This window comes from Pseudomonas sp. Irchel s3b2, from assembly GCF_900187445.1.
Taxonomy (GTDB): Bacteria; Pseudomonadota; Gammaproteobacteria; order Pseudomonadales; family Pseudomonadaceae; genus Aquipseudomonas.
This window is the reverse complement of record NZ_FYEB01000008.1, coordinates 1-26,099: the sequence shown is the minus strand read 5'-3', so window position 1 is coordinate 26,099 and position 26,099 is coordinate 1. Positions and strand designations below refer to the sequence as shown.

The following is a 26,099-nucleotide window of genomic DNA, read 5'->3' as shown; positions in this document are numbered from 1 at the left end:
TCTTGCCTGATTCAACGAGAAACCATCATGAGCGACAACCGACAGTGGGCTCGCGAAGCCATCCGGATCATCGAAGCCGACTTCCAGCGCAGCGCCGATACCCACCTGATCCCCTTGCCACTGCCGGGGTTGCCGGGCATCGAGTTGTATTTCAAGGATGAGTCGAGCCATCCCACCGGCAGCCTGAAACACCGGCTGGCGCGCTCGTTGTTCCTCTACGCCCTGTGTAACGGCTGGCTCAAACCCGGTGCGCCGGTGATCGAAGCCTCCAGCGGTTCGACGGCGATTTCCGAGGCGTACTTCGCCCGCCTGCTGGGGTTGCCGTTCATTGCGGTGATGCCTGCGACCACGTCCAGGGAAAAGATCGCGCAGATCGCTTTCTACGGTGGCCAGAGCCATCTGGTGGACGATCCGACGCAGATTTACGCCGAGTCCGAACGCCTGGCTCGCGAACACGATGGGCACTTCATCGACCAGTTCACCTACGCCGAGCGCGCCACCGACTGGCGGGCGAACAACAACATTGCCGAATCGATCTTTCAGCAGATGCGCTTCGAGCAGCACCCGGAACCGAGCTGGCTGATTTCTAGCCCCGGCACCGGCGGCACCACCGCGACGCTCGGCCGTTACGTGCGCTATCGCCAGCATTGCACCCGCGTGCTCTGCGCCGATGCCGAGCGTTCGGTGTTCTTCGATTATTACCAGACCGGCGATGCCAGCCTGCGTCTGGATTGCGGGTCACGGATTGAAGGCATTGGTCGGCCGCGAGTGGAAGCGTCGTTCCTGCCCAAGGTGATCGATGCGATGGTCAAAGTGCCGGACGCGTTGTCGCTGGCGGCCATGCATTATCTGGCGCAGCGTTTGGGGCGACGGGTTGGCGGATCGAGCGGGACCAACCTGGTCGGCGCTTTGATGGCGGCGCAACAGATGAAAGCGGCGGGGGAGTCGGGGTCGATCGTGGCGATTTTGTGCGATGGCGGCGAGCGCTATGCCACCACTTATTATGATCAGGCCTGGCTCAAGGCCCAAGGGTATGAGTTGAGTGGGTTGATGGATGCCGTGGCGGCGAGTGTCGAGCGCGGCGAGCCGTTGCCGGCCAGCGTGTTGCGCGCCAATATCTGACGCGATGATCGTTCCCACGCTCTGCGTGGGAATGCCTCACCGGACGCTCTGCGTCCGCTTTTGGGACGCGGAGCGTCCCTGGCTGCATTCCCACGCGGAACGTGGGAACGATCATCTGGGTCAGGCCTCGAGGCCAAGGATGTCTCGGGCCACTGCTTCGGCAATCCGAATCCCGTCGACACCCGCCGATAGAATCCCGCCTGCATAACCCGCGCCTTCGCCGGCCGGGAACAAACCCTTCACGTTCAGGCTCTGCATCGACTCGTTACGGGTAATCCGCAGCGGCGATGACGTGCGCGTCTCGATCCCGGTCAACACCGCATCGTGCAGCGAGTAGCCACGAATCTGCTTCTCGAACGCCGGCAAGGCTTCGCGAATGGCTTCGATGGCGAACGCCGGCAATGCCAAGGCCAAATCGCCCAAGGCAACACCCGGCTTGTAGGACGGCTCGACGCTGCCCAACTCAGTCGACGGCTTGCCTGCGATGAAGTCGCCGACCAATTGCGCCGGTGCTTCGTAATTGCTGCCGCCCAGCACAAAGGCGTGGGATTCCAGGCGTTCCTGCAACTCGATGCCGGCCAGCGGGCCACCTGGATAGTCGACTTCCGGGGTAATCCCGACGACGATCCCGGAGTTGGCGTTGCGCTCGTTACGCGAGTACTGGCTCATGCCGTTGGTGACCACGCGGTTCGGCTCGGAAGTCGCCGCCACCACGGTGCCGCCCGGGCACATGCAGAAGCTGTAGACCGAACGACCGTTCTTGGCGTGGTGCACCAGTTTGTAGTCGGCGGCACCGAGTTTCGGGTGCCCGGCGTATTTGCCCAGGCGCGCGCGGTCGATCAGCGATTGCGGGTGCTCGATGCGAAAACCCACCGAGAACGGCTTGGCTTCCATGTATACGCCACGGCCGTGAAGCATGCGGAAGGTGTCCCGGGCGCTGTGGCCGAGAGCCAGAATCACATGTTTCGAATGGATCTGCTCGCCGCCATTGAGCTCAACGCCGACCAGTTGGCCATCCTCGATCAAGACGTCAGTGACACGCTGCTGGAAGCGCACTTCGCCGCCGAGGGCACGAATCTGCTCACGCATGTTTTCCACTACGCCGGTCAGACGGAACGTACCGATGTGCGGTTTGCTGACATAGAGAATTTCTTCCGGCGCACCTGCTTTTACGAACTCGTGCAAGACTTTGCGCCCGATGAATTTCGGGTCCTTGATCTGGCTGTAGAGCTTGCCGTCGGAGAACGTACCCGCGCCGCCTTCACCGAATTGCACGTTGGATTCGGGGTTGAGCACGCTTTTACGCCATAGGCCCCAGGTGTCCTTGGTGCGTTGACGCACTTCGGTGCCGCGTTCGAGGATGATCGGCTTGAAGCCCATCTGCGCCAGCAGCAGCCCGGCGAAAATCCCGCACGGGCCGAAACCCACGACGACAGGACGTTGCTCAAGATCAGCCGGCGCCTGGCCGACCACTTTGTAGTTGACATCCGGCGCCACGTTGACGTTACGGTCATCGGCGAATGTGTGCAGCACCGACGCCTCATCGCGAACGTTGAGGTCAATGGTGTAGATGAAGCACAGTTCGGAGGACTTTTTGCGCGCATCGTAGCTGCGCTTGAACAAGGTGAAATCGAGCAGGTCATCACTGGCGATGCCCAGGCGCTGCACGATGGCAGGGCGCAGGTCTTCTTCGGGATGGTCGATCGGCAACTTGAGTTCGGTGATTCGTAACATGACGGGATCCGGTTCGCGGGGCGCACAACTGCGCCAAGGCGTTTGAAGCCCGCGATTATAAGCCTCAAAGGATGATTCCCGTGAGGCAAAAACGATCAGTCGTTACGCGATCCGCCGAAATACCCACAGCCGCGTTGCACCTGACCATCGATGCGCAGTTCGGCGCTCATGTGCTGCACGCTGCCGGTGCTGCTGTCGACGCAGCGTTGCGGCGCGACCCAGAGCTCGATGCGTTGATTATTGGCTTCGGTGCTCAGGTTGAAACGGCCATCGCCCAGTTGCTCTTCAACGTACGGCAGGGCCAAGGGCGGCTGGCCGGCGCGGTCGATGACCATGCCTTTGCCGCTGACTTTGACGTTCCATTCAGGGCCATGGCCGGCGGCACGCAGAGTCAGTTGTTTGAAATTGGGATCGTCGCACGCTGTGCCTGAGCGCTCGACGCGGTACAGCTGCGCCAGATCGAGCCGGCTATCGGCACCACTGGCAACGATCTGGCCGCGCACGTCGGCAAACAATTTGCCCTGATCATCGGCCAGGGTCGCGGCCTCTTGCAGGACGCTGGTGCCGCCGGTGTCGTTGACCACATAACTGCGCTGCTCATTGCACGGCTGGAACAGCAACTTGCCGTCGGCCGCCGTTAACTGGCCCTGCATGCGGGTCTGGCCCACATGGGAAGCACTTTCGCGCGAGCCATCAAACAACTGGCAGGCGGCGAACAGCGGAAGCAGGGCAACCAGCACTAAGGAACGGGCAACACGCATCTTTGAGTCTCCTGACAAGTGTCGCCACGTTACTCAGCCTGACCGTTCATCACAACCCTGTAATGTCCTCTGTAGGACCCGGCTTGCCGGCGAAGGCGTTTTCATCGGTGCTGCATGCCGTGAGGCCGCCTTCGCTGGCAAGCCAGCTCCTACGGGGCGTGTTCGATTTAGCCGACATGGTAGGTCTGGCCGGTCTGTAAGCCTTCCACGCTTTTGGCGTAGGCCAGCGCCACTTCGGCGGCGGGCACCGGTTTGAAACCACGGAAGTACGGGGCATAGCTGCCCATGGCTTCGACCAGCACGTTCGGGCTGACCGAGTTGATGCGCAGACCGCGTGGCAGTTCGATCGCCGCTGCACGGACGAAGCTGTCCAGAGCGCCGTTGACCAGGGAGGCCGAGCTGCCGGTACGAATCGGATCGTGGCTGAGGATGCCGGTGGTGAAGGTGAATGATGCACCGTCATTGGCGAATTCCCGGCCGATCAGCAGCAAGTTGACCTGGCCCATCAGCTTGTCCCGCAAGCCGAGCTCGAAGTCTTGTTCGGTCATGGTGGCCAGCGGCACGAAGTTGACGCTGCCGGCGGCGCATATCAGCGCATCGAAGTTGCCGGTCTGTTCGAACAGTTTTCGGATCGAGGCGCTGTCACTGATGTCGACCTGAAACTCACCGCTTTTACGGCCAATACGGATGATTTCGTGGCGCTGGGACAGTTCATGGTCAATCGCCGAACCGACGGTGCCAGAGGCGCCAATCAAAAGAATTTTCATCGTGCTGTACCTGAATGGGTTGGATTTAAATTTAAGTTTAGAGTGGTTTTTTCCATTGATAAGCGGGCTAATAGGCAACCTTTGGTTTTCAAATGGAAACAATCCGATGAGCGAAATGGACGACCTCGCGGCATTCGCGGTGTTGATCGAGGCAGGCAGTTTCACCCTGGCGGCGCAGCAACTGGGTTGCAGCAAAGGGCAACTCTCCAAGCGCATCAGCCTGCTGGAAACGCGGTTTTGCGTGGTGTTGCTACAACGCACCACGCGCCGGTTGAGCCTGACGGCGGCGGGTGCGGCGCTGCTGCCGCAAGCTCAGGCACTGGTGATTCAAGTCGAGCGCGCGCGTCAGGCTTTGGCGCGGTTGAAAGACGACATGGCCGGCCCGGTGCGGATGACGGTTCCGGTATCGTTGGGGGAAACGTTCTTTGACGGCGCGTTGCTGGAGTTTTCCCGGCAGTACCCCGAGGTGCAGATCGAACTGGAGCTCAACAATAACTACCGTGACCTGTCCCGGGACGGTTTCGATCTGGCGATCCGCTCGGAAGTGGCCAACGACGAACGCCTGGTCGCCCGACCGCTGCTGGCCTGGCATGAGATGACCTGCGCCAGCCCCGCGTATCTTGAGCGATTCGGTGAACCACTGACGCCTCAGGCACTGGCGGAACACCGCTGCCTGCTCAACAGCCATTACAGCGGTCGCGAAGAATGGCTCTATCACCAACAGCACGAGTTACTGCGGGTGCGAGTGTCAGGGCCGTTCGCCAGCAACCACTACAACCTCTTGAAGAAAGCTGCATTGGCCAGTGCGGGCGTTGCGCGTTTGCCGTCCTATTTGTTGCAAGAGGAATTGGCTGATGGGCGTTTGAGATGGCTCCTGCGCGATTATCAGACTCGCAGCATGCCGATGTACCTGGTGCACCCGTATCAGGGCGGTTTGCCGAAGCGTACCCAAGTGCTGGCGGATTATTTGATCGGTTGGTTCAAGCGCAGTGGTGAGGCATTGGATCGACTTCAACGATGACGTGTCACTACGCAACTCCTGTAGGAGCGAGCTTGCTCGCGAATGCAATCTGATATTCAACTTTGATGGTGACTGATCCACCGCTATCGCGAGCAAGCTCGCTCCTACATTGGATCTTCATCGTCTGGGGTTATGAGGTCGCGTCAGTGGGCGTAACGCTTGGCAATCAGATGATCGATCGACAACTTGCCCGGCCCGGTCGCCATCAAGTACAGCAACACCGCAGCCCAGGTGCCGTGGGTTGGATAGGCATCTGGGTACACGAACAGCTGAATAGTCAGCGTCATACTCAGCAGTGCCAACGCCGAAAAACGTGTGGCGAAGCCGATCAGAATCAGAGCCGGAAAGAAATGCTCAGCGAAGGCCGCCAGGTGCGCCGCCAGTTCCGGGGAGAGCAATGGCAGCTGATATTCACTCTGGAACAACGGGATGGTCGAGTCCGCCAGCCTTGGTACGCCGATTTGAAACGTGCCGTCGATCAAGTCGATGGCCAGGCCTTCCACCTTGGTTTGCCCGGACTTCCAGAACACCGCGGCAATGGAAAAACGCGCGATAAAAGCGATCAGGCTGTGGGGTATTTTTTCCAGCAGCGCGATGGCGCGGGTGATGGGGTTCTGATGGAGGTTCATGGCGATACCTCGTGGTGTAAATGGGTAATGACGTTGTGGCTGATCAGCAGCGCCAAGGTTTGACTGAGATCGAAGGCGGGCGCTGTCTCTAACGCTTGGGTCAGCGATTGGCCGTCTCGCAGGTTCTGTATGAAGGTGCTGGCGCCGTGGTCGATGGCAAAGACCTCAACCTCCAGATCGTTGCGCAAAACCAGCGCGTTTTGCCCGTGGTCGAGGTCGATCCCGGCCAGCGTCGCGTCCTGTTGATGCGCCGCCCAGATCGAGACCACGGAAAAAGCTGAAGTCAGCAGATTCAAGGAGGGATGGAGCCCGGCCGTCAGTTCGCTCAGCGCCTGCGGGTCTGACAGCGCGGCAGCGATCTGCGCATGGCTCAAGGGTTGCGCGTCGGCGGCGTGATAAGCCTGAATGCGCAACCGCTCCAGCCGCGCCACGTCGGCCAGATAAGGCACGCTGGCTGCTGGTTCAAAACGGTCGATGAACTCGGCGAAGTCCTTGCCGTAGTCGTTGATGAGTGGGCCTTGAGGCGGGTAACTCCGCACATACAGCCCCGCCATCGCCCGAAAGAACTCATCGCCCACCAACTGCGAAACCACGGGATAACTGTCGGCCAGGGCATTGATCAGCGAGCTCTGCACATTGTTGCGATACACCGCGAAACGACTGGCGGAATCGGCACCGTTGGCACTGAACAAGCCCTCGGGGCAGGGCCATTGTGGATCGAGCAGGGCGGCGGCAAAAGCGGCTTGAGTACTCATCGCCGACCCCCTGTGCGGTGCAGCAACTCATCGGCCTGACGGGCTTCGGCGTGCAGCACGCTGAAGGCCGGTATTCGGTTGTCGCGCTCGATCAATGTGGCGATCGGCCCGACTCGATCCAGCACTTGCCGGTACAGCGTCCAAACCGCGTTATCGATGGGCGCACCGTGATCGTCGATCAGCAGACGGTCGCCGAGGCTGTCGGTGTCTTCGGCAAACCCGGCCAGATGAATCTCTCCCACTGCGTGCAGCGGCAGTGCGTCGATGTAGGCCAGCGGATCTCTTTGATGATTGATGCAGGAGACGTAGATATTGTTGACGTCCAGCAGCAGGCCGCAGCCGGTGCGGCGAATGACTTCGCTGATGAAGTCGGCTTCATCGATTGTCGAGCGCTGGAACGCCAGATACGTCGCCGGGTTCTCCAGCAGCATCGAGCGATTGAGGGTGCTCTGCACCTGATCGATGTGCTCGCAGACGCGGTTCAGCGTCGGCGCATCGTAGGCCAGAGGCAGCAGGTCATTGAGAAACACCGTGCCATGGCTGGACCAGGCCAGGTGTTCGGAAAAGGACTGGGGTTGATAGCGTTCGATCAGCGCGGCAAGCCTTTTCAGGTGCTGACTATCCAGTGGGCCTTCGGCACCAATGGACAGGCCAACGCCGTGCAGCGACAGCGGATACTGCTCGCGAATCAACCCCAGAAAATGATGAAACGGGCCGCCGGCCACCATGTAATTTTCGGCGTGGACTTCGAAGAAACCGATGTCCGGTTGTGCACCGAGCACTTCACGAAAGTGCTCGGTCTTGAGCCCCAGCCCGGAGCGGGGCGGGAGCCCGGAAGATAAATAGCTCATGGTCGACACTCAGGCTGGGTTCTGATTACGACTTGGCCTTGTAGGCTTCCAACTGGCCGAAACCGGTTGGCGAGGTTTTGCTCATCGTGGTGGTGCAGGTGCCTTTAGGCACCAGTTTGAAAGCATTTGGCTGGTAGTCGGTTTTTGCCGTGCCAGCGCAAGTGGTGCCAGAGCCTGCGGCGCAATCGTTGTGGCCTTTCATGGCCACGCCGAAGCATTTTTCCATGTTGGCGTCAGCGGCATGGGCAGTGGAGACAGCGGCGATGCTCAGGGCAGAACCGAGGGCCAGAACCAGGGCGGTGGCGGACAGGGTTCGGGTGGTAGCAGTCATGATGTTTCTCCGAAATTGAGCTTGGATTGGCAAACGTTTGTGCTTGCTTACTGCTCTAGAGAAACGACAGGGCGATGCGTTACAGCTCACCACAAAACTTTTTGTTTCACTGATCATTCCCACGCAGAGCGTGGGAACGATCGGCAACCCCCTGTGGGAGCGAGCCTGCTCGCGATGGCGGTATGACAGTGGGCATCTACTACGCCGGTAACACGGTCAGGCAACGCTGATTTTATTGACGCCGGTGATCTGGCCATTCCAGATCATCTCGTAGTGGGCTGTTTGAATGACTGAAGAGACGGGGCTGGGGGTCATCAGCGCCCAGCAGTAGTTGCCAGGCATACGCACAGAGTTGTATCGCAGACCAAAGTACCCTGCCTCCTTGACTGCCTTTCCCAAACGATGGGAGTGCGTGTAATCGACGGGATCGTAGATCGGATCGTTCATCGGAATGGAGACGGCATCCCTCATGGCTTCGTCAACGAACGTGCAGGATAAACCCCGGAAAACGAACCTCTCGTAATTGAGGCCCTGAACTTTCGACCAATACTGATTCTGATGATATTGCACCTCAGCCAGCGCGGTTTCCATCGAGGCAGCCAAGTACAGCACACCGAAACTGCCATCGCTGAAACGCGAACCCGCTGGGTTGACGTGAGTGAAAGGCGCTGTCGCGTAAGAGCACCCAGGGATGCCAAAGGGAATCTGTGCACGCGGTATCAGCTCAAGCCGACCGACCTCATTTTGCAGCCGCGGATTGGTGAGGGCCTGTATCTGAAACAGAACATCAAATTCGTCCGCGTCCGCCACATCGTCAAACAACGCAATGGGCGGAAACTTTGAATTGACCAATCGGTAGGCCTGCAACTGTTCACCGGCCAATGCTGGCAGTTGGCTCACCATTACCATTGTGCGCCTCGCAGCATGTCGATCCGCCGAAACGTCTCGTACAGGGAAATCATGTCCCCCTGGGACATGATGTCGAGCGGGGTACGGCCATTGAAGAACTCGTTTTCGTTCGCCATCGCCGCAAAACCATAGACGTTCTCAGGGTTATCAAAAACAAGGCGCAGAGTGGCGTGGATGTTGAGAATAAAACTGATGCGCTGCATCTGGTCTGAATCCAGGCTTACGGACCAGTCGGGATCGCGCTGCTTGGCCCGTGAGTACGTACTGCGGGAAATGCGCAGGATACGACAAGCCTGATCGCTCGACGCCTGCCACTTTTCGAGTATGCCTACAGCGGCTCGCAAGCCAGTCACGCACTGGTCTTTGGTGAATCCTTGAGCTTGGGAGATTGCTGTCATGGTGGTCACTTCGAGTTGGTCTACGGATACAAATATATTGATAATGTATCTGTAGATCAAGCTAGCAATTGAGCATGGCGTTCACGGCATCTGTAGGAGCTGGCTTGCCAGCGAAGGCGGCTTCACGTCATGCAGCGCCGATGAAAACGCCTTCGCCGGCAAGCCGGCTCCTATGGGATCGGTGTCGTTTTAGTCGACCGATTGAGAATTCCAGAAATCATAAAAAAACGGCCCGAAGGCCGTTTTCTTGTTTACCACAATCGCTCAACCACCCAGGTACGCCTCGCGTACTTTCGGGTCGGTCAGCAGCGCTTCACCGGTACCTTGCATCACCACACGGCCGTTTTCCAGCACGTAGGCACGGTCAGCGATTTTCAGGGCCTGGTTGGCGTTCTGCTCCACCAGAAACACCGTCACACCGTCCTTGCGCAGCTGTTCGATGATGTCGAAGATCTGCTGGATGATGATCGGTGCCAGGCCCAGCGAAGGCTCGTCGAGCAGCAACAGCTTGGGCTTGCTCATCAGCGCACGGCCGATGGCGAGCATTTGCTGTTCGCCGCCAGACATGGTGCCGCCGCGTTGGGCGAAGCGTTCTTTCAAACGTGGGAAAAGTCCGAGGACCTTGTCCATCTGTTCCTGATAATCGCCCTTGTCGGTGAAGAATCCGCCCATGGCGAGGTTCTCTTCCACGGTCAGACGGGCAAACACCCGACGACCTTCCGGAACCACGGCGATGCTTTTACGCATGATGTGCGACGAGTCCTGGCCGACGAGCTCCTCGCCCATGTAGCGGATGCTGCCGCTGTGGGCTTGCGGCGAACCGCAGAGGGTCATCAGCAGGGTCGACTTGCCGGCACCGTTGGCGCCGATCAGGGTCACGATCTCACCCTGGCGGACTTCGACGTTGACGCTGTGCAGCGCCTGGATCTTGCCGTAGAAGGTGGAAACGTTTTCGAACTGCAGCATTTACGCTTCCCCCAGGTAGGCTTTGATCACTTCAGGATTGTCGCGGATCTGTTCCGGCGTGCCGTCGGCCAGAGGCGTGCCCTGGTTGATCACGACGATGTGGTCGGAAATGCTCATGACCAGTTTCATGTCGTGTTCGATCAGCAGCACGGTAACGTTGTGCTCTTCACGCAGCATGCCGATCAGCGCCTTGAGGTCTTCGGTTTCCTTCGGGTTCAGGCCGGCGGCCGGTTCGTCGAGCATGATGATCCGTGGGCGGGTCATCATGCAGCGGGCGATTTCCAGGCGACGTTGCTGACCGTAGGCCAGGGTGCCGGCCGGACGGTTGGCGAACGCCTTGAGGTTGACCTTTTCCAGCCAGTACTCGGCGTATTCCATGGCCTCGCGTTCGCTTCTGCGGAACGCCGGGGTCTTGAACAGGCCAGCCAGGAAGTTGGTGTTCAGGTGACGGTGCTGGGCGATCAAGAGGTTCTCGACCGCGGTCATGTCCTTGAACAACCGCACGTTCTGGAAGGTGCGCACCACGCCTTTGAGGGCGATCTTGTGGCCGGGCAGGCCTTCGATCGCTTCGCCATCCAGCAGGATGCTGCCGCCGCTCGGTTTGTAGAAACCGGTCAGGCAGTTGAACACAGTGGTTTTGCCGGCGCCGTTGGGGCCGATCAGTGCCACGACCTGTTTTTCCTTCACGCTCAGGGCTACGCCGTTGACCGCGAGCAAGCCGCCGAAGCGCATGCTCAGATTTTCTACTTTCAGGATCTCACGGCTCATTTGCGCAGCTCCATGTGAGGGCGTTGCATCGGCAGCAGACCTTGAGGACGCCAGATCATCATCAGCACCATCAAGGCGCCGAACATCAACATGCGGTATTCACTGAACTCACGCATCATTTCCGGCAACAGGATCATCACCGTGGCGGCGAGGACGACGCCCAGTTGCGAGCCCATGCCGCCCAGCACCACGATGGCGAGGATGGTCGCCGACTCGATGAAGGTGAAGGACTCCGGTGTCACCAGGCCTTGGCGCGCGGCGAAGAAGCTACCGGCGAAACCGGCGAACGCAGCACCGAGGGTGAAGGCCGACAGCTTGATGACCGTGGGATTGAGACCCAATGCACGGCAGGCGATTTCGTCTTCACGCAACGCTTCCCAGGCGCGGCCCAGGGGCATGCGCAGCAGACGGTTGATGACGAACAGGGCGAACAGCGACAACAACACCGCGATCAGGTAAAGGAAGATCACCTTGTTTACCGGGTTGTAGGTCAGGCCGAAGTACTCGTGGAAGGTCTGCAGTCCGTCTGCGGCAGTTCTATCGAAGGTCAGTCCGAAAAGCGTTGGCTTGGGAATGTTGCTGATGCCGTTCGGACCGCCGGTGAGGTCGGTCAGGTTGCGCAGGAACAGACGGATGATTTCACCGAAACCCAGGGTCACGATCGCCAGGTAATCACCGCGCAAACGCAACACCGGGAAACCGAGCAGGAAGCCGAAGGTGGCCGCCATCATCCCGGCGATCGGTAGGCAGATCCAGAAGCTCAGGCCGTAGTAGTGCGACAGCAACGCGTAGCTGTAGGCGCCCACGGCGTAGAAGCCGACGTAACCGAGGTCGAGCAGGCCGGCCAGGCCGACCACAATGTTCAGGCCGAGGCCGAGCATCACGTAGATCAGCACCAGCGTGGCGATATCCACCGCGCCGCGGGAGCCGAAGAACGGCCAGACCAGCGCACCGATGATCAACGCGATGATGATCCAGCGCTGGGTGGTCGGCAGGGTCAGGAAGGTACTGGCCTTGGCCGGCATCACCGGCAGGTTGGGCGAGGCTTTCCACGCCGAGCTGATCTGCTGGTCGAACAGCACCCGCAAGAACATCAGCACCGAACACACGGCGATGGTGATCAGCGTGGCGTTGCTGGTGCCATGGACTTCGAGGTTGATGCCGACAATGGTCAGTTTCAGACCCAGTACCGGGTAGGCAACAGCCCACACCAGCAAGGCGCTGAACAACGCCTGTTTAAGATTCCTAGTCATACTTTCTCAACCTCCGGACGGCCCAACAGGCCGGTTGGCCGGAACAACAACACCAGGACCAATAGGCCGAACGCCACGACGTCCTTGTACTGGTCGCCGAAGATATCGGCACCAAAGGCTTCCGCCACCCCAAGCACCAGCCCGCCGAGCATCGCGCCGGGGATGCTGCCGATACCGCCCAGTACTGCTGCGGTGAAGGCCTTGAGGCCGACCAGGAAACCGGCGTTCGGGTTGATCACGCCGTATTGCATGCTCAGCAGCACGGCCGCGATGGCCGCCAGTGCGGCACCAATGACGAAGGTCAGGGCGATGATGTTGTTGGTGTTGATACCCAAGAGGTTGGCCATCTTGATGTCTTCGGCACAGGCGCGGCAGGCGCGACCCAGGCGAGAGCGGGAGATGAACAGCGTCAGGCCGAGCATGGCGACCAGGGTCACCACGAACACCACGATTTGCATGTAGGAAATCAGCACTTCATGTGCGCCACCTGGCCCGATGGCAAAGTTGCCAGGGATCAGGTTGGAGATGGATTTGTCCTTGGAGTCTTGCGCCAGCAGAACCGTGTTCTGCAGGAAGATCGACATGCCGATGGCAGAGATCAGCGGGATCAGACGGTTGCTGCCGCGCAGGGGGCGGTAGGCGATCCGTTCGATGCTGTAACCGTAGGCACTGGTAACGACGATGGTCGCGATGAAAGCCGCGGTCATCAACAGCGGGACACTGTCGAGTCCCAGCATGGCCAGCCCGGCGATGGCGATGAACGCCACGTAAGAGCCGATCATGTACACCTCGCCGTGGGCGAAGTTGATCATTCCAATGATGCCGTAAACCATCGTATAGCCGATGGCGATCAGGGCATACGTGCTGCCAACGGTCAAACCGTTAACCAGCTGTTGGAAGAAGTGATAGATGTCAGGCATTACAGCGCTCCTAAAAACCTGATACGCATTTCACTGGTGGAGTCATTTTCCCGCTCGAGCCCCGTGGATCTGCATCCACTTCGAATTCGAGGTTTGCCAGCGAACCGCTGATGACGGTTTTGAGATTTTCAGGTGGGGAGGCTGGCGGATCACGCCAGCGCGGCCCAATACGTTCGTAAAATAAAGCCCACGGCACGCCGTGGGCTTTATTGGCAGTCAGTCAGGCCAAGGCCTTACTGAGGCGAAACTTCAGTTTTAGGTTTGCCGAAATGCCACTGGTAAACCACGAATTTGAAGTCTTTCAGGTCGCCCTTTTCGTCGAAAGACAGGTCGCCGGTCGGGGTTTTGAACGTACCTTTGTGGATAGCTTCAGCCACTTTGGCAGTGTCTTCGCTCTTGGCGGCCTTGATGCCATCTGCGATGACTTGCACAGCCGAGTAGGCCGGGAACACGAACGGACCGCTCGGGTCTTCTTTCTTGGCTTTGAACGCGTCAGCCAAGGCGATGTTGGCCGGATCCTGGTCGAAGGATTTCGGCAGGGTCACCAGCAGGCCTTCGGAAGATTCCTTGGCGATCTGCGAAATGGAGTCATTACCCACGCCTTCCGGACCCATGAACTTGGCTTTCAGGCCTTTTTCCTGGGATTGACGCAGGATCAGACCCAGTTCCGGGTGGTAGCCGCCGTAGTAGACGAAGTCGACGTTGGCTTGCTTGAGCTTGGCGATCATCGAGGAGAAATCTTTATCGCCGGCGTTGATGCCTTCGAACACGGCAACCTTGACGCCTTTGCCTTCCAGGGTTTTCTTCACGGCGCTGGCGATGCCTTCACCGTATTGCTGTTTGTCGTGCAGAACGGCAACGATTTTCGGTTTGACGTGATCGGCGATGTAGTTACCGGCGGCAGGGCCTTGGGCGCTGTCCAGACCGATGGTACGGAACACCATTTTATAACCACGAGAAGTGATGTCCGGGCTGGTAGCAGCCGGGGTGATCATGATCACGCCTTCGTCTTCGTAGATGTCGGACGCCGGTTGAGTGGAGCTGGAGCACAGGTGACCGACCACGAACTTGACGCCGTCGTTGACGACTTTGTTCGCGACAGCCACCGCTTGTTTTGGATCGCAAGCATCGTCGTATTCAACCGCGACGAGCTTCTTGCCGTCGACGCCGCCCTTGGCGTTGATTTGTTCGATGGCCATTTTGGAGCCACTGAACTGCATGTCGCCGTATTGGGCTACAGGGCCGGTTTTAGGGCCGGCGATACCGATCTTGATGGTGTCAGCGGCGAACGAATGGCTGGCAACCCCGGCCAGAACCATAGCGGCAAACAGTTTTGAAATCTGCTTAGTAGCCTTAGTCATAGTGCTCCACTCTTACTGTTGTAGTTTTTATAGTCCTGGCGCCGTAGCAGCAGAACCGGGTCAGATATCTTTCGATACCCTCCGGAAAATGCCCCCGGCAACTGTACCGGTACAGTGTAGAGCGCCGATTGTTAGCCTGGGAAGCTGGCGCCAGGGGGCAAAACCTGAGGGTGTCGCTTTATTGAAAGAAAAAGACAGAATCACGGCGGGATGTTAGCTGGCTAATACTTGATTCAGCAGCATTCCTTGGCTTTTCCTGCGTTTTTCAATCGGTAACGCAATTGCATCCGGGTTTTTCTGGCGCATTACCGACGTTATCATTCACGTCGGATTTCTTTTGCGGACAGGACCCATGACTCAAGACGCTAGCACCCTCTATGCCAAACTGCTTGGTGAAACCGCATCTATTACCTGGAAAGAGTTGGAGCCGTTCTTCGCCAAGGGTGCCCTATTGTGGGTCGACCCAAGCCTGGATTTGATCGCTGCGGCAGAAGCGGTGGCAACTGATGAAGGCGAGAAAGTCGCTGCCTGGCTGGCCGCCGACAAGGTCGCCAAGCTGTCTGAAACACGGGCGCTCGATCTTTTTGAACGCGATCCCGAACTTTGGGCGGTGGTTGTTTCACCGTGGATTCTGATCCAGGAAAGGGCGACGAACTGAGCGCTCGCACTAAATTGGTGCGTTGCTTTGTCGGTTAAAAGTGTGTAGCCGAGTAGCGTGATGGCATGTTGCCGTAGAGAAAGGCCACAGAAGGATCTTGGCGAGGGTGACGTAAACGTAACGGGAACAGTTTATTGAGCAGCCGATTGGCTGCTTAATTGTGATCGTTCCCACGCTCCGCGTGGGAACGATCGACAGTAGGTGGGTCAAGCAGTCTTGCCGGTGTGGTTATTCAAAGAAATAACCTTGGTTTTGCCAATCCGGTGACGGTAAATCTCGCGCAGATACTTGATCGCCTTCTTCACACAATCCCGAGAGAGGCGGATGTCGTTGATCGAGACAAACTTATCCTTGTCGTTGATCAGCTCACGGTACTTCTTCTCGTACATCGGTTTGATCGCGTACCAGTTGGTATCGAGAATTTTCGCCGGGTTTTCGAATTCATTGAGCAGCTCGTCGATGCGGTTTTCGTCGAAGTCTTCATTGATGATGAAGTCCAGGATCGAGTTGTCCAGGGTCTCGTCGAAGCGATACGGGTTTTTCGCAAAGCAGCGCTTGATGAAGGCCACGATCAGGGTCAGGAAGTCGTCCGACAGGCACGGGCTCTTGGCGATCAGGGTGGTCAGCGACAGGTTGGCCGAGGCGCCGATCACCAGCGCATAACGCTTGAGGGTGGTGTTGGGGAACAGGCTGTTGAGATGGGTCTTCAACCGGTTCAGGTCCATGTAGGACAGCTTGTAGTCCTTGGGCAGCGACACAATCGACACCACCGACGAGCAATTCTTGAAGAAGTGCAGGTCATGCAATGCGGCCGCGTCATAGCCCGAATTCTTGTACTGCTCAAGCGACGCCCGATAACGCTTGGACTCGATCGGCAGCAGGCTGATGCCTTCGATGGCCTGGGTGACCTTGTTGAAGTGCGGCAGGTCGATGGAGCGGAAGAACAGGTCGTCGATGTTCAGGCGCTGTGGCTCTTTCTCGAACACCTTGAACTTGTCGCTGTTCGGCGGCGGGGTTTCCGGTACCACGGATTCGGCGTAGGCAATCGCCACCGGGCCGGCCAGGCTCATGAACAGGTCGTTGGCGTCCAGGCGAATGGTTTCGCCGATGTCGATGCCGGCGCGACGGAAATAGTTCTGATCGTAGTCGGTGGTCACCGCCTGCGCCGTCAGAATGTTGAAGATCTGCTGTGAGATGTACTGGTTGGCGTGCTTTTCCATGGCATTGACATCAATGTTCTGGATATTGCCGTCATCGCTTTCTTCGGCATAACGCATGATGTCGTTGGAGATCAGCATCATCGCGTTCCATGGGCGAATACGGCCCATGACGCTGGCTTCGCTGCTGTCTTCATTGGCGAAGTTGTAGGAGAAGTCCCACTCTTCCGACAGGTATTTGCACAGCAGGCGGCCGGCGTTGATGTGCAGCGCCTCGGACATTTCGCTGCGGTGATCGGAAATGTTCGGCAGTACGCAAATGCCGCTGGTGAAGATCGGCTCGAAGACGAAGGAATGACCGCTCTTGCTGTCGTGCTCGTCCATCGGTTTGGTGTCGAACGTCTTGTTCATGTACGAGTGCTGCTGGGCCAGGCCGAATTCCGAGGCCATGCCCGAACCGGTACCGCCGCCGGCACTGAAGATCGAGAAATACAGGCGCGATTGGTTAGCCTTGATCCCGCAGCTGTCGATCAGGTACGAGTGAATCATCTTCCAGTCAGGGCTGGAGAATCGCTGGGTATCCTTGTTCAGGATGATCTTGGCCAGGTACTGGCCGAGGATCGGCGCGTTACCGGCGCCACCGGCGTGGACTTCCGACAAGTCCATGATTTTCATTTTGCTGTAGTCGCGTAAAAAGCCGCTTTTTTCGCCCTTGCGCGAGAAGCGGATGCGACCGGCGATGTCCTTGTCCAGATCGCCGAGCATCACCAACGGCTCAACCAGAAACACCGGTTTAGTGGCCTTGTTCGTCCCTAGGCGCAGGTTATTGCGAATCCACTGCGCCGGGCTGTAGCCCTTTTCGGCGTAGCGTTTGTCCGGCGACAGACGGTCTTCGTTGTTGAATTCGTTGAGATAGAACTTGCGGGCGTTGTACACCAATTCCGCCACGTCCAACGCGATGTTCGAACCACAACGGCCCAGGCCGATCAGGCATACCGATGGGAATTCCTGATCGCTGTGCTGTTCGTTGTCGCCTTCCAGATGCGGTGGGCGCGGGAATACCAGGTCGCGCAAGCCGTCGAGATTGTCGAGGATGCGGTCGGTATTGGTTTCGGTGAAGTACAGGTATTGCTGAGTCGCCAGCGGACGCGACGGGGTCAATGGCTTCGACGATGAGGGGCTGTTCGCCGCGGGGCTCAGGGTCAGGTCGGATACCGCGGTGGCCGGATTGTTTTTAGAAGTCATTGTGCGCCATATACCTGGAGTGGTCGGCTCGGCGACAAGGTGTCATCGAGTCATCACGGAATGGATCTCGCGTCTTTTTGCAGCGCGAAGGTGACCCAAGCGTCAGGGCCTGGGCCTGAGCGTCGCTCGGGGGAATCCTTTCCTTAATCATGATGAATCGGCCAATATTCGATGATCTTTAATCAAAAGGAGGCTAAATGATGGCAACGTTAGCTTCGCTGGATTTGCCGGAGTCGGCTGGATTCCGGTCAGCGGATTGGCCGCACAACTGATGCGCCTCCATGGGGGGCAGAGGTTTCTGGAAAAGGATCCGTCGACGCTAGTGCAGCTATACCGCGAGCCAGACTCAGAGGATTGATGGTGTGCATGTGCTTGCGCTGGTTGATTTCAGCCAGCACCGGACGCAGTTCGGCCAGCGGCACCGGACGGCTGAGCAGGTAGCCCTGAACGAAATCGCAGCCGTGGCGTTCGAGAAAGTCGTATTGCTCGAAGGTTTCGACGCCTTCGGTGACGACCTGCAAATGCAGGGTATGGGCCATGACGATAATGGCCTGGACGATTTCCATGTCCTGAGTCGCCTTGGGGATGTCCTGAATGAACGAGCGATCGATCTTCAGCGTGTTCAATGGCAGGCGCCTGAGGTAGGCCAGGGATGAATAGCCGGTGCCGAAGTCATCGATCGACAACGAAATGCCGAGGGCGCGAATCTGCCGCAGCAATACCAGAGTGTTGGTGATATTGCCCATTAGCGCATTCTCGGTCACTTCCAGTTCCAGCCGGTGTGGCGCCACCCCGAAGACGTGCAGGGCATGTTCGATTTCATTGGCCAGTTCTTCTCGCGCCAGGTTCAGGGGCGAGCAATTCACCGCGATTTTGAGGTCTTCGCAATCGTGGCGGGACAGCTCGCCCAAGTCCTCGCAGGCCTTGCGCAACACCCAGTTGTCCAGTTCGGCGATCAGACCGTTGGCTTCGGCAATGGCGATGAACCGATCCGGGGTGAGCAATCCGTGAACCGGATGTTGCCAGCGAATCAGCGCTTCAAGTTTGGTGACCTGGCCGATTCGCAGGTCATAGATCGGTTGGTAATACAGCATCAACCCGGTGTTTTCACGCAGGGCGTGGCGCAGTTCCTCTTCAAGTTGCAATTCCAGGGTGGCGCGGGTTTTCAGGTTTGAACTGAAAAAATGCAGGGCGTTACGACCGCAGTCTTTGGACTGGTACAGCGCCAGGTCGGCGTTTTTCAGCAGTTCTTCGCAGGTCTTGCCGTCTTCCGGAAACAGGCTGATGCCGATGCTGGTGGTCATGACCATGCGCCGTCCGGACAATTCGATGGGTTCCTTCATTTTCAACATGATGCGCTGGGCCATTTGCCGCGCTTCTTCACGGTCGTACAGGGTGATGAGGATGCAGAATTCATCGCCTCCGAAGCGCGCCACCACGTCTTCGTGACTGCGCACCGAGGCCTTGATGTGGCTGGCCAGCACTTTGAGCAATTCATCGCCGGCATCATGGCCGAGGCTGTCATTGATCCGCTTGAAGTGGTCAATGTCGAGGAACATCACCGCCAGCATGCCGCCTTCGTTGGTTTTCTCGATGAGTTTCTCGGCGAAGATCTGGCTGAAGCCTCGGCGGTTGATCAGGTTAGTCAAGGGGTCGTAATGCGCCACCTGTTGCAGCGACATGCGCGCTTGATCCAGCTGACTGAGCAGGGCGTTGACCCGCTGCAGGTCATGTTCTTTGTGTTGCAGCTTCTTGTCCGCCCATGCAGCGCTGATACTGCTGCCGATGATCAGCAGCGTCATGACTGCCACCGTCAACCCTAGTTGCAGATGATTGTTGTCGCCGGGCAGCGGTTGAAGACTGCCATCGGGCAGTACCAGGCTGAGCGCCGCCATGCCGGTGAAATGCATGCTGACGATGCCGGCCCCGAGCACCAGGCTGGCGGTGTATTTGAGCAGTTGATGAAACAGGCCGGTGCCATCGCGCAAATGACTGGAAATCAACAGGGCAGCCAGGCTGGCACTGATGGCGATCACGATGGAGAGGGCGAACAGCACGGGTTGGTAATAGATCAGTGCATTCGATCGCAGGGCGGCCATCCCCACGTAGTGCATGGTTGCGATGCCCAGGCCAATCCACACCGCGGCCCGCAGGTATTGCCAGAAATTCAGCTGAGGATGGCTGAGGGTACGCATGGCCAGCCATGAGGCGGTCAGGGCGAACAACAGCGAGAGCAGGGTGGTGGGCAGGTGGTAATGGATTTCGATCGGTGCCTGGAACGCCAGCATGCTGATGAAATGCATGGCCCAGATACCGCCTGCCAGACACCCGGCACCGACCCAGCGCCAGAGTCGTTGAGAGGCGGATTTTTCCACATGTCCGACCCGCTCGGTCATGTCCAGCGTGGCGAAGCCGGCCGTGCAGGCCACCAGATAGGCCAGCAACACCAGCAAAGGGTTATGGGTGCAATCGAGTATGACCTGCCCGCTCTCTGGCAGCCCGGTCATGAAATGCAAACCAAGCCACTCCATAGCATGTTCCATCTCTGAGTCATCCTGGCCTGCGCCATGCACGCAGGCGAATGCTTGCAGTATAGAGGCCTTGTATGAAGCGCAAGGGGTGGTGGCACATTAATGCCAATGTTTTTGGAATGGCCTCTAGAGCAATTGGAAATGAATTGTTGAATGGGCCGCGTTGGCTGCCATGGGTGGGTATCAGCTTTACGAATAATTACAGACAGCACTGGTGGGCCTGATTAGATTGACGGTTCCGGGCTCGAATGCGTTGGCAGTGAAGCCCCAATAACAATAAAGAGACGGACCCATGCAGAACTCGACCCAAGCGGCGAATGCCTGGCGCATTCTGTTCCTGCTGTTCCTGGCCAACCTGTTCAACTTCTTCGACCGCACCATTCCGGCGATCATCATCGAGCCGATCCGCATGGAGTGGCACCTCAGCGACTTTCAGTTGGGGATCATCGGGACTGCATTCACTATCGTTTACGCCATTGCCGGCCTGCCCCTGGGGCGCTTGGCCGACACCGGTTCGCGCAGCAAGTTGATGGGCTGGGGCCTGGCGGCATGGAGCGGGCTGACCGCGGTCAACGGTTTGGTGGGCAGCTTCTGGAGCTTTTTGATCGTTCGCATGGGCATCGGCATCGGTGAGGCCAGTTATGCACCGGCCGCCAACTCGCTGATCGGCGATTTGTTCCCGGCTCATCGTCGGGCTCGGGCCATGGGCATTTTCATGCTTGGCCTGCCGCTGGGGTTGCTGCTGGCGTTCTTCACCATCGGCTGGATGGTCAAGGCGTTCGACAGCTGGCGCGCGCCGTTTTTCATCGCGGCGGTGCCGGGGCTGATCCTGGCGGTCTTCATGTTCTTCATCAAAGAGCCAAAACGCGGCGCGGCGGAAAGCGTGCAAGTGTCTCAGGAACGCGTGGACCGGCCGATCCGACGAGTACTGGCAGTGCCGACTTTCCTGTGGCTGGTGATGGCGGGGCTGTGCTTCAACTTCGCCACCTATGCCTGCAATTCGTTTCTGGTGCCGATGCTGCAGCGTTATTTCCTGATGCCATTGCAGGACGCAGCGGTGGCGACCGGGGTGATTGTCGGGGTGACCGGGTTGTTCGGCCTGACGCTTGGCGGCTGGATTGCCGACAAGATTCACCAGCGGGTGGCCAATGGGCGGCTGCTGTTCGCGGCGTTCAGCCTGATCATTTCAACCGTGTGCACCGCCTGGGCGCTGCATGCCGGGCGGATCGAGATTGGGGTATTTGTTGCAGTGTTCAGTCTGGGTTGGTTGTTTGCCTACAACTTCTACACCTGCGTGTACACGGCGATTCAGGACGTGGTCGAACCGCGCCTGCGGGCGACGGCGATGGCGTTGTTCTTTGCCGGGTTATATCTGCTGGGTGGGGGATTGGGGCCGGTAGTGGTAGGCGGATTGTCGGATCACTTCGCGCACAGCGCGATGCTCTCGGCTGGCGCCGAGCAGATGACTGAAGCGTTCAAGGCTGTTGGTTTGCATGATGCGATGTATCTGATTCCGGTGGCGCTGTTCTTTACCATGGTGTTTCTGTTTTTGGCCTCGCGGTGTTTTGTACGCGATGCCATGCGGATGAAGGAAGGGTTGGTGGCGGTGGTTGAGCCTGTGGGTTCTGCGGCGACTGCTTAACCGCCATCGCGGGCAAGTCCGCTCCCACAGTGATCTCGGTTGTTCACAAAACTTGTATTCACCCGAAGCCCTATGGGAGCGGGCTTGCCCGCGATGAGGCCCTCAAGAACACCGCAACAATCAAGCAGACAAAAAAAGGCCCGCATCGCTGCGGGCCTTCTTTTTTATAGCGGTGGAGCAGAAAGACTTAACCCGCCACCAACACCCGAATCGCTTCCAGTCGCAGCGCTGCTTTGTCGAGCATGGCCAGGCCTTGCTCACGTTGCTTGCGCAGGGCAACCAGTTCGCTGTCGCGCACGGTCGGGTTGACCGCTTGCAAGGCGGTCAGGCGTGCCAGTTCTTCGTCGGTATCCGCCGCCAGGCGGCGTTGCGCCTCGGCCACGCGCTCGGCGTGACGCGGGGTGATTTTCTCTTCGCCGGCGTTGATCCGTGGTGTCAGCTGGTCGCGCTGGGCCTGGATGAACTTATTGGCGCTGGCGCGGGGCACGCTTTCCAGTTGATCGTTCAGGGTTTCGAACGACACGCGTGTCGACAGGTCGTTGCCGTTGGCGTCGAGCAGGCAGCGCAGGGCGGCCGGCGGCAGGTAACGGCCCAGTTGCAGCGAACGCGGGGCAACTACTTCGCTGACGTAGAGCAGTTCCAGCAACACGGTGCCCGGTTTCAGCGCCTTGTTCTTGATCAGCGCCACGGCGGTGTTGCCCATCGAACCGGACAGGACCAGGTCCATGCCGCCCTGAACCATCGGGTGTTCCCAGGTGATGAACTGCATGTCCTCGCGAGACAGCGCCTGGTTACGGTCGTAGGTGATGGTCACGCCTTCGTCGTCGCCCAGCGGGAAGCTGGCGTCGAGCATTTTTTCGCTTGGCTTGAGGATCAGCGCGTTTTCCGAATGGTCTTCGCTGTCGATGCCGAAGGCGTCGAACAGGGTTTCCATGTAGATCGGCAGGGCGAACTGATCGTCTTGCTCAAGAATGTCCTCGACCAGTGCATCACCTTCGCCAGCGCCGCCAGAGTTGAGCTCCAGCAAGCGGTCACGACCGGTGTGCAGTTCGGCTTCCAGACGCTCACGCTCGGCGCGGGCTTCGTCGATCAGCGCTTGCCACTCGCCGTCATCGGCGGCTTCCAGCAGCGGCAGCAGGCGCGGGCCGAACTGATGCTGCAAGGCGTTGCCGGTCGGGCAGGTGTTGAGGAACGCGTTCAGCGCTTCGTGGTACCACTGGAACAGCCGTTCTTGCGGGCTGGTTTCCAGATACGGCACGTGCAGTTCGATGATGTGCTTCTGACCGATCCGGTCGAGACGACCGATACGCTGCTCCAGCAGGTCCGGGTGCGACGGCAGATCGAACAGCACCAGGTGGTGCGAGAACTGGAAGTTGCGACCTTCACTGCCGATTTCCGAGCAGATCAGCACCTGAGCGCCGAATTCTTCGTCAGCGAAATAGGCAGCGGCGCGGTCACGCTCGAGGATGTTCATGCCTTCGTGGAAGACCGTGGCCGGAATGCCGGAGCGCACGCGCAGGGCGTCTTCCAGGTCCATGGCGGTTTCGGCGTGGGCGCAGATCACCAGCACTTTGGTGCGTTTGAGCATTTTCAGAGTGTCGATCAGCCACTCGACGCGTGGATCGAATTTCCACCAGCGCTCTTCTTCGTTGGCGTCCGGCTGGGCCTGGAAGCTGACTTCCGGGTACAGCTCGGCGTGATCGCCCAATGGCAGTTCGAGGTATTCGGCCGGGCACGGCAGCGGGTACGGGTGCAGTTTGCGTTCCGGGAAACCCTGCACGGCGGCGCGGGTATTACGGAACAGCACGCGGCCGGTGCCGTGACGGTCCAGCAGTTCGCGGACCAGACGGGCGCTGGCTTCGGTATCGCCATCGTTGACGGCGCTCAGCAGGGCTTCGCCTTCGTTGCCGAGGAAACCGTGGATGGTTTTGTGCGCTTCAGGCGACAGACGCCCCTGGTCCAGCAACTCCTGAACGGCTTCGGCCACCGGGCGATAGTTTTCGCTCTCGGCGCGGAAGGCGTGCAGGTCATGAAAACGGTTCGGATCGAGCAGGCGCAGACGGGCGAAGTGGCTGTCCTGACCCAGTTGTTCCGGGGTCGCGGTCAGCAGCAATACGCCAGGAATGACTTCAGCAAGCTGTTCCACCAGCGAATACTGAGGGCTGACCTGGTCTTCGTGCCACACCAGGTGGTGCGCTTCGTCGACCACCAGCAAATCCCAGCCGGCCGCGAACAGTGCGTCCTGGGCTTTTTCGTCGTCCACCAGCCATTCGAGCGCAACCAATGCAAGCTGGGTGTCTTCGAACGGGTTGGCGGCATCGCTTTCGATAAAGCGTTCTTCGTCGAACAGCGCGACTTGCAGGTTGAAGCGGCGGCGCATCTCCACCAGCCACTGGTGCTGGAGGTTTTCCGGCACCAGGATCAACACGCGGTTGGCGCGGCCCGAGAGCAGTTGGCGATGGATCACCAGACCGGCTTCGATGGTCTTGCCCAGGCCCACTTCGTCTGCCAGCAGAACGCGTGGTGCGATACGGTCGGCGACTTCACGGGCGATGTGCAATTGGTGCGCGATCGGTTGCGCCCGCACGCCGCCCAGGCCCCAAAGGGAGGACTGCAACTGGCGGCTGGTGTGTTCCAGGGTGTTGTATCGCAGGGAGAACCAGGCGAGCGGGTCGATCTGTCCGGCGAACAAACGGTCGCTGGCCAGACGGAACTGAATGAAGTTCGACAGTTGGGTTTCCGGCAGGGTGACCACTTCGTTCTGCGCGTTGAGGCCGTGGTAGACCAGCAGGCCATCGACGTCGTCGACTTCCTGGACGGTCAGTTTCCAGCCTTCGAAGTGAGTGATGCTGTCACCCGGCGAAAACCGCACGCGGGTGAGGGGCGCATTCCGTAGCGCGTACTGGCGGGTCTCGCCAGTGGCCGGGTAGAGCACGGTCAACAAGCGGCCGTCCTGTGCCAGAACGGTGCCTAAACCCAGCTCGGCTTCGCTGTCACTGATCCAGCGTTGCCCCGGTTGATACTGCTGCGCCATGCTGCCTGACTCCCACCTTGAAAAAGCGGGCTATCTTAACGGAATGAGCCTGCAGGACCAAAGGATTACATGCGTGCGCTGAGGGCGGATGCGAACTTTTCGGGAGATGAAGATCAAAAGATCGCAGGCTGCGCCAGCTCCTGTGGTGCCAAGTGGATTACAAGTTTGCGACCGATGGCTCAAGTCGCCATCCCCGCAGCCGACAGCCTGCTGACAGGAGACTAATAATATGTTGCCACCGATGCTCCCCTTGAGCGCCGTCCCGATCACTTCACAGCAGGATCCGATCCGCCAGCGCCCGGATATTCCGCCCGTGGTGCCGGTGCAGGAAAGCTCCAACGAAAGCACCATCGACCTGCAAAAGCGCGATCCGGAAGAGGCGGGCCTGCAACTGCGCGAGGAACAACGTCGCAAACAAGAGCAAGAGCGGCGGCGCCGTGAGGCCGATGAAGATCCTGAAGAACACCTGGCGATCCCCGGCAGTGAGCTTAATGCCGACAACACCGTGCCGGTGGTGCCGTTGATGGAGAATCAGCCGCGTCAGGGGTTGTGGGTCGATATCGAGATCTGAAGTGTCGGACCGCTGGTCAGCGCCCGCGCCAGACCGCATTATTGGCGTAATCCTGCCGAGCGATGCGGCAGCTGAATTCATTTCCAAGCGACGCACTGAACGCCATGAGCCAAGATGACAAACTGATCGACCTCAACGCTGAACGCGCCAAACGTGTTCATGACCTTAATGAAAAGCGCCTGAACGAAGTGCGTCAGGCGTTCGAGCAGGCGATGCCGTTGGGCAAAGCGAAAAAAAAGCCGAAGAACAAACCGAAAAAGCGTTGAAATACCCTGCATCGGTTGATGCAGGTCAGTTATTTCCCTTCCTTTACGCCCCGTCTCGGGCGGCATTGATCCCGGTCAATTTTCTCTTCTGCCCGATTGGTTAACTTAGCCCCATCGCAACAAGGCAAGTGCAGGAGGCCAATCATGTTTTTCGACAACGTGGTGATCGCCGGAGTGCTGACAGTCGGCCTCATGGTTCTGTTTTTTGCAGGGGTTGGATTTTTTATCTGGAAGGATTCGCACAAGCGGAAATAACCGTAGGGTCTTTCTGGAGCAATGAGCACGCAAGGCATTTTGGGCGACTTCGGTCGCCCTTTTTTTTGGTTCTTCACGGATTACCGGGAAAGACGCTCTTGATCTTCATGAAAAAGAATTCGCTGTCCCGGTAACCGTACGCCATCCGCTTAATGACCTTTATTCGATTGTTTATGCCTTCCAGCTGGCCCGTG

The 26,099-nt window shown here is 58.7% G+C and carries 25 protein-coding genes; 7 read left to right on the top strand and 18 right to left on the bottom strand.

The genetic code is table 11. The features are described from left to right. The first annotated feature begins 24 nt into the window (after positions 1–24). Complete coding sequence (locus CKW20_RS17655) at positions 25–1,122, top strand: PLP-dependent cysteine synthase family protein (protein WP_176466922.1); 1,098 nt, start codon at positions 25–27, stop codon at positions 1,120–1,122. Between the two features lie 120 nt (positions 1,123–1,242). On the opposite strand, the gene CKW20_RS17645 is transcribed toward CKW20_RS17655, so the two are convergent. The 3 genes from CKW20_RS17645 to CKW20_RS17635 form a co-directional block, all read right to left on the bottom strand. After that, entirely contained in the window at positions 1,243–2,856 is a 1,614-nt protein-coding gene (locus CKW20_RS17645) for an NAD(P)/FAD-dependent oxidoreductase (protein WP_095054084.1), read from the bottom strand. A gap of 95 nt (positions 2,857–2,951) precedes the next feature. After that, on the bottom strand, positions 2,952–3,617 hold the full coding sequence (locus CKW20_RS17640; RefSeq protein WP_095054083.1) for a COG3650 family protein: 666 nt from the start codon (positions 3,615–3,617) through the stop codon (positions 2,952–2,954). Positions 3,618–3,784: 167 nt separating this feature from the next. Further along, positions 3,785–4,384 carry a short chain dehydrogenase gene (locus CKW20_RS17635; protein ID WP_095054082.1) on the bottom strand — a complete coding sequence of 200 codons (600 nt, stop codon included), beginning with the start codon at positions 4,382–4,384 and terminating at the stop codon, positions 3,785–3,787. Between the two features lie 106 nt (positions 4,385–4,490). Here CKW20_RS17635 and CKW20_RS17630 point away from each other — a divergent pair, with 106 nt between their 5' ends. Continuing rightward, positions 4,491–5,405 carry a LysR family transcriptional regulator gene (locus CKW20_RS17630; protein WP_095054081.1) on the top strand — a complete coding sequence of 305 codons (915 nt, stop codon included), beginning with the start codon at positions 4,491–4,493 and terminating at the stop codon, positions 5,403–5,405. A gap of 143 nt (positions 5,406–5,548) precedes the next feature. On the opposite strand, the gene CKW20_RS17625 is transcribed toward CKW20_RS17630, so the two are convergent. From CKW20_RS17625 to CKW20_RS17575, 11 genes are all read right to left on the bottom strand, one after another. Further along, complete coding sequence (locus CKW20_RS17625; protein ID WP_095054080.1) at positions 5,549–6,034, bottom strand: DoxX family protein; 486 nt, start codon at positions 6,032–6,034, stop codon at positions 5,549–5,551. Beyond that, positions 6,031–6,789 carry a DUF2063 domain-containing protein gene (locus CKW20_RS17620; protein WP_095054079.1) on the bottom strand — a complete coding sequence of 253 codons (759 nt, stop codon included), beginning with the start codon at positions 6,787–6,789 and terminating at the stop codon, positions 6,031–6,033. Before CKW20_RS17620 ends, CKW20_RS17625 begins: the two co-directional genes overlap by 4 nt. Next, the gene (locus CKW20_RS17615) at positions 6,786–7,640 is read right to left on the bottom strand and encodes a DUF692 domain-containing protein (protein WP_095054078.1); all 855 of its coding nucleotides are present in this window, start codon (positions 7,638–7,640) and stop codon (positions 6,786–6,788) included. The genes CKW20_RS17620 and CKW20_RS17615 overlap by 4 nt, the downstream gene beginning before the upstream one ends. 25 nt (positions 7,641–7,665) lie before the next feature. Then, positions 7,666–7,971 (bottom strand): DUF2282 domain-containing protein, encoded by a 306-nt coding sequence (locus CKW20_RS17610; RefSeq protein WP_095054077.1) that lies wholly within the window; start codon positions 7,969–7,971, stop codon positions 7,666–7,668. A 216-nt stretch (positions 7,972–8,187) separates the two neighbouring features. Next, positions 8,188–8,880 carry an RES family NAD+ phosphorylase gene (locus CKW20_RS17605; RefSeq protein WP_095054076.1) on the bottom strand — a complete coding sequence of 231 codons (693 nt, stop codon included), beginning with the start codon at positions 8,878–8,880 and terminating at the stop codon, positions 8,188–8,190. After that, a complete protein-coding gene (locus CKW20_RS17600; RefSeq protein ID WP_095054075.1) occupies positions 8,874–9,278 on the bottom strand; it encodes an antitoxin Xre-like helix-turn-helix domain-containing protein in 405 nt (134 codons plus the stop codon). Before CKW20_RS17600 ends, CKW20_RS17605 begins: the two co-directional genes overlap by 7 nt. A 264-nt stretch (positions 9,279–9,542) precedes the next feature. Next, on the bottom strand, positions 9,543–10,244 hold the full coding sequence (locus CKW20_RS17595) for an ABC transporter ATP-binding protein (RefSeq protein WP_095054074.1): 702 nt from the start codon (positions 10,242–10,244) through the stop codon (positions 9,543–9,545). Continuing rightward, entirely contained in the window at positions 10,245–11,012 is a 768-nt protein-coding gene (gene livG, locus CKW20_RS17590; RefSeq protein ID WP_095054073.1) for a high-affinity branched-chain amino acid ABC transporter ATP-binding protein LivG, read from the bottom strand. After that, positions 11,009–12,265 carry a high-affinity branched-chain amino acid ABC transporter permease LivM gene (locus tag CKW20_RS17585; RefSeq protein ID WP_095054072.1) on the bottom strand — a complete coding sequence of 419 codons (1,257 nt, stop codon included), beginning with the start codon at positions 12,263–12,265 and terminating at the stop codon, positions 11,009–11,011. The genes livG and CKW20_RS17585 overlap by 4 nt, the downstream gene beginning before the upstream one ends. Further along, positions 12,262–13,185, bottom strand: coding sequence for a high-affinity branched-chain amino acid ABC transporter permease LivH (gene livH / locus CKW20_RS17580; RefSeq protein ID WP_095054071.1), 924 nt, complete (start codon positions 13,183–13,185; stop codon positions 12,262–12,264). Before livH ends, CKW20_RS17585 begins: the two co-directional genes overlap by 4 nt. A gap of 233 nt (positions 13,186–13,418) precedes the next feature. Further along, a complete protein-coding gene (locus tag CKW20_RS17575) occupies positions 13,419–14,546 on the bottom strand; it encodes a branched-chain amino acid ABC transporter substrate-binding protein (protein ID WP_095054070.1) in 1,128 nt (375 codons plus the stop codon). A 352-nt stretch (positions 14,547–14,898) separates the two neighbouring features. On the opposite strand from CKW20_RS17575, the gene CKW20_RS17570 reads away from it, so the two are divergent. Next, on the top strand, positions 14,899–15,204 hold the full coding sequence (locus CKW20_RS17570) for a DUF2288 domain-containing protein (protein ID WP_095054069.1): 306 nt from the start codon (positions 14,899–14,901) through the stop codon (positions 15,202–15,204). A gap of 206 nt (positions 15,205–15,410) precedes the next feature. Here the strand turns inward: CKW20_RS17570 and CKW20_RS17565 are convergent, their stop codons facing one another. Together CKW20_RS17565 and CKW20_RS17560 are read right to left on the bottom strand one after the other, a co-directional pair. After that, positions 15,411–17,606, bottom strand: coding sequence for a hypothetical protein (locus CKW20_RS17565; RefSeq protein ID WP_095054068.1), 2,196 nt, complete (start codon positions 17,604–17,606; stop codon positions 15,411–15,413). 248 nt (positions 17,607–17,854) lie between these two features. Then, positions 17,855–20,137 (bottom strand): bifunctional diguanylate cyclase/phosphodiesterase, encoded by a 2,283-nt coding sequence (locus CKW20_RS17560; protein WP_095054067.1) that lies wholly within the window; start codon positions 20,135–20,137, stop codon positions 17,855–17,857. 292 nt (positions 20,138–20,429) lie between these two features. Here CKW20_RS17560 and CKW20_RS17555 point away from each other — a divergent pair, with 292 nt between their 5' ends. Next, positions 20,430–21,779 (top strand): MFS transporter, encoded by a 1,350-nt coding sequence (locus CKW20_RS17555; protein WP_095054066.1) that lies wholly within the window; start codon positions 20,430–20,432, stop codon positions 21,777–21,779. Between the two features lie 187 nt (positions 21,780–21,966). Here the strand turns inward: CKW20_RS17555 and rapA are convergent, their stop codons facing one another. Beyond that, on the bottom strand, positions 21,967–24,813 hold the full coding sequence (gene rapA / locus CKW20_RS17550) for an RNA polymerase-associated protein RapA (protein ID WP_095054065.1): 2,847 nt from the start codon (positions 24,811–24,813) through the stop codon (positions 21,967–21,969). 229 nt (positions 24,814–25,042) lie between these two features. Between rapA and CKW20_RS17545 the strand changes: the two genes are divergently transcribed. From CKW20_RS17545 to ccoM, 3 genes are all read left to right on the top strand, one after another. Next, positions 25,043–25,384, top strand: a complete 342-nt coding sequence (locus CKW20_RS17545) for an aspartate-semialdehyde dehydrogenase (RefSeq protein ID WP_095054064.1) — start codon at positions 25,043–25,045, stop codon at positions 25,382–25,384. Positions 25,385–25,488: 104 nt separating this feature from the next. After that, the gene (locus tag CKW20_RS29620) at positions 25,489–25,650 is read left to right on the top strand and encodes a hypothetical protein (protein ID WP_008074569.1); all 162 of its coding nucleotides are present in this window, start codon (positions 25,489–25,491) and stop codon (positions 25,648–25,650) included. A gap of 144 nt (positions 25,651–25,794) precedes the next feature. Then, complete coding sequence (gene ccoM / locus CKW20_RS30055) at positions 25,795–25,905, top strand: cytochrome c oxidase subunit CcoM (protein WP_305883076.1); 111 nt, start codon at positions 25,795–25,797, stop codon at positions 25,903–25,905. A gap of 73 nt (positions 25,906–25,978) precedes the next feature. Here ccoM and CKW20_RS17535 read toward each other — a convergent pair. Further along, on the bottom strand, positions 25,979–26,099 hold a 121-nt coding region (locus CKW20_RS17535), incomplete at its 5' end, for a transposase (protein WP_141228961.1).

Bases quoted from the DNA above. Each gene is read 5' to 3' on its own strand.
- CKW20_RS17565 (WP_095054068.1), bottom strand. From the start codon at position 17,606: ATGACTTCTAAAAACAATCCGGCCACCGCGGTATCCGACCTGACCCTG.
- CKW20_RS17555 (WP_095054066.1), top strand. From the start codon at position 20,430: ATGCAGAACTCGACCCAAGCGGCGAATGCCTGGCGCATTCTGTTCCTG.
- CKW20_RS17640 (WP_095054083.1), bottom strand. From the start codon at position 3,617: ATGCGTGTTGCCCGTTCCTTAGTGCTGGTTGCCCTGCTTCCGCTGTTC.
- CKW20_RS17585 (WP_095054072.1), bottom strand. From the start codon at position 12,265: ATGACTAGGAATCTTAAACAGGCGTTGTTCAGCGCCTTGCTGGTGTGG.
- livG (WP_095054073.1), bottom strand. From the start codon at position 11,012: ATGAGCCGTGAGATCCTGAAAGTAGAAAATCTGAGCATGCGCTTCGGC.
- CKW20_RS17570 (WP_095054069.1), top strand. From the start codon at position 14,899: ATGACTCAAGACGCTAGCACCCTCTATGCCAAACTGCTTGGTGAAACC.
- CKW20_RS17575 (WP_095054070.1), bottom strand. From the start codon at position 14,546: ATGACTAAGGCTACTAAGCAGATTTCAAAACTGTTTGCCGCTATGGTT.
- livH (WP_095054071.1), bottom strand. From the start codon at position 13,185: ATGCCTGACATCTATCACTTCTTCCAACAGCTGGTTAACGGTTTGACC.
- CKW20_RS17605 (WP_095054076.1), bottom strand. From the start codon at position 8,880: ATGGTAATGGTGAGCCAACTGCCAGCATTGGCCGGTGAACAGTTGCAG.
- CKW20_RS17600 (WP_095054075.1), bottom strand. From the start codon at position 9,278: ATGACAGCAATCTCCCAAGCTCAAGGATTCACCAAAGACCAGTGCGTG.
- CKW20_RS17610 (WP_095054077.1), bottom strand. From the start codon at position 7,971: ATGACTGCTACCACCCGAACCCTGTCCGCCACCGCCCTGGTTCTGGCC.
- CKW20_RS17645 (WP_095054084.1), bottom strand. From the start codon at position 2,856: ATGTTACGAATCACCGAACTCAAGTTGCCGATCGACCATCCCGAAGAA.
- CKW20_RS17560 (WP_095054067.1), bottom strand. From the start codon at position 20,137: ATGGAGTGGCTTGGTTTGCATTTCATGACCGGGCTGCCAGAGAGCGGG.
- ccoM (WP_305883076.1), top strand. From the start codon at position 25,795: ATGTTTTTCGACAACGTGGTGATCGCCGGAGTGCTGACAGTCGGCCTC.
- CKW20_RS17545 (WP_095054064.1), top strand. From the start codon at position 25,043: ATGTTGCCACCGATGCTCCCCTTGAGCGCCGTCCCGATCACTTCACAG.
- CKW20_RS17595 (WP_095054074.1), bottom strand. From the start codon at position 10,244: ATGCTGCAGTTCGAAAACGTTTCCACCTTCTACGGCAAGATCCAGGCG.
- CKW20_RS17625 (WP_095054080.1), bottom strand. From the start codon at position 6,034: ATGAACCTCCATCAGAACCCCATCACCCGCGCCATCGCGCTGCTGGAA.
- CKW20_RS29620 (WP_008074569.1), top strand. From the start codon at position 25,489: ATGAGCCAAGATGACAAACTGATCGACCTCAACGCTGAACGCGCCAAA.
- CKW20_RS17630 (WP_095054081.1), top strand. From the start codon at position 4,491: ATGAGCGAAATGGACGACCTCGCGGCATTCGCGGTGTTGATCGAGGCA.
- CKW20_RS17620 (WP_095054079.1), bottom strand. From the start codon at position 6,789: ATGAGTACTCAAGCCGCTTTTGCCGCCGCCCTGCTCGATCCACAATGG.
- CKW20_RS17615 (WP_095054078.1), bottom strand. From the start codon at position 7,640: ATGAGCTATTTATCTTCCGGGCTCCCGCCCCGCTCCGGGCTGGGGCTC.
- CKW20_RS17635 (WP_095054082.1), bottom strand. From the start codon at position 4,384: ATGAAAATTCTTTTGATTGGCGCCTCTGGCACCGTCGGTTCGGCGATT.
- rapA (WP_095054065.1), bottom strand. From the start codon at position 24,813: ATGGCGCAGCAGTATCAACCGGGGCAACGCTGGATCAGTGACAGCGAA.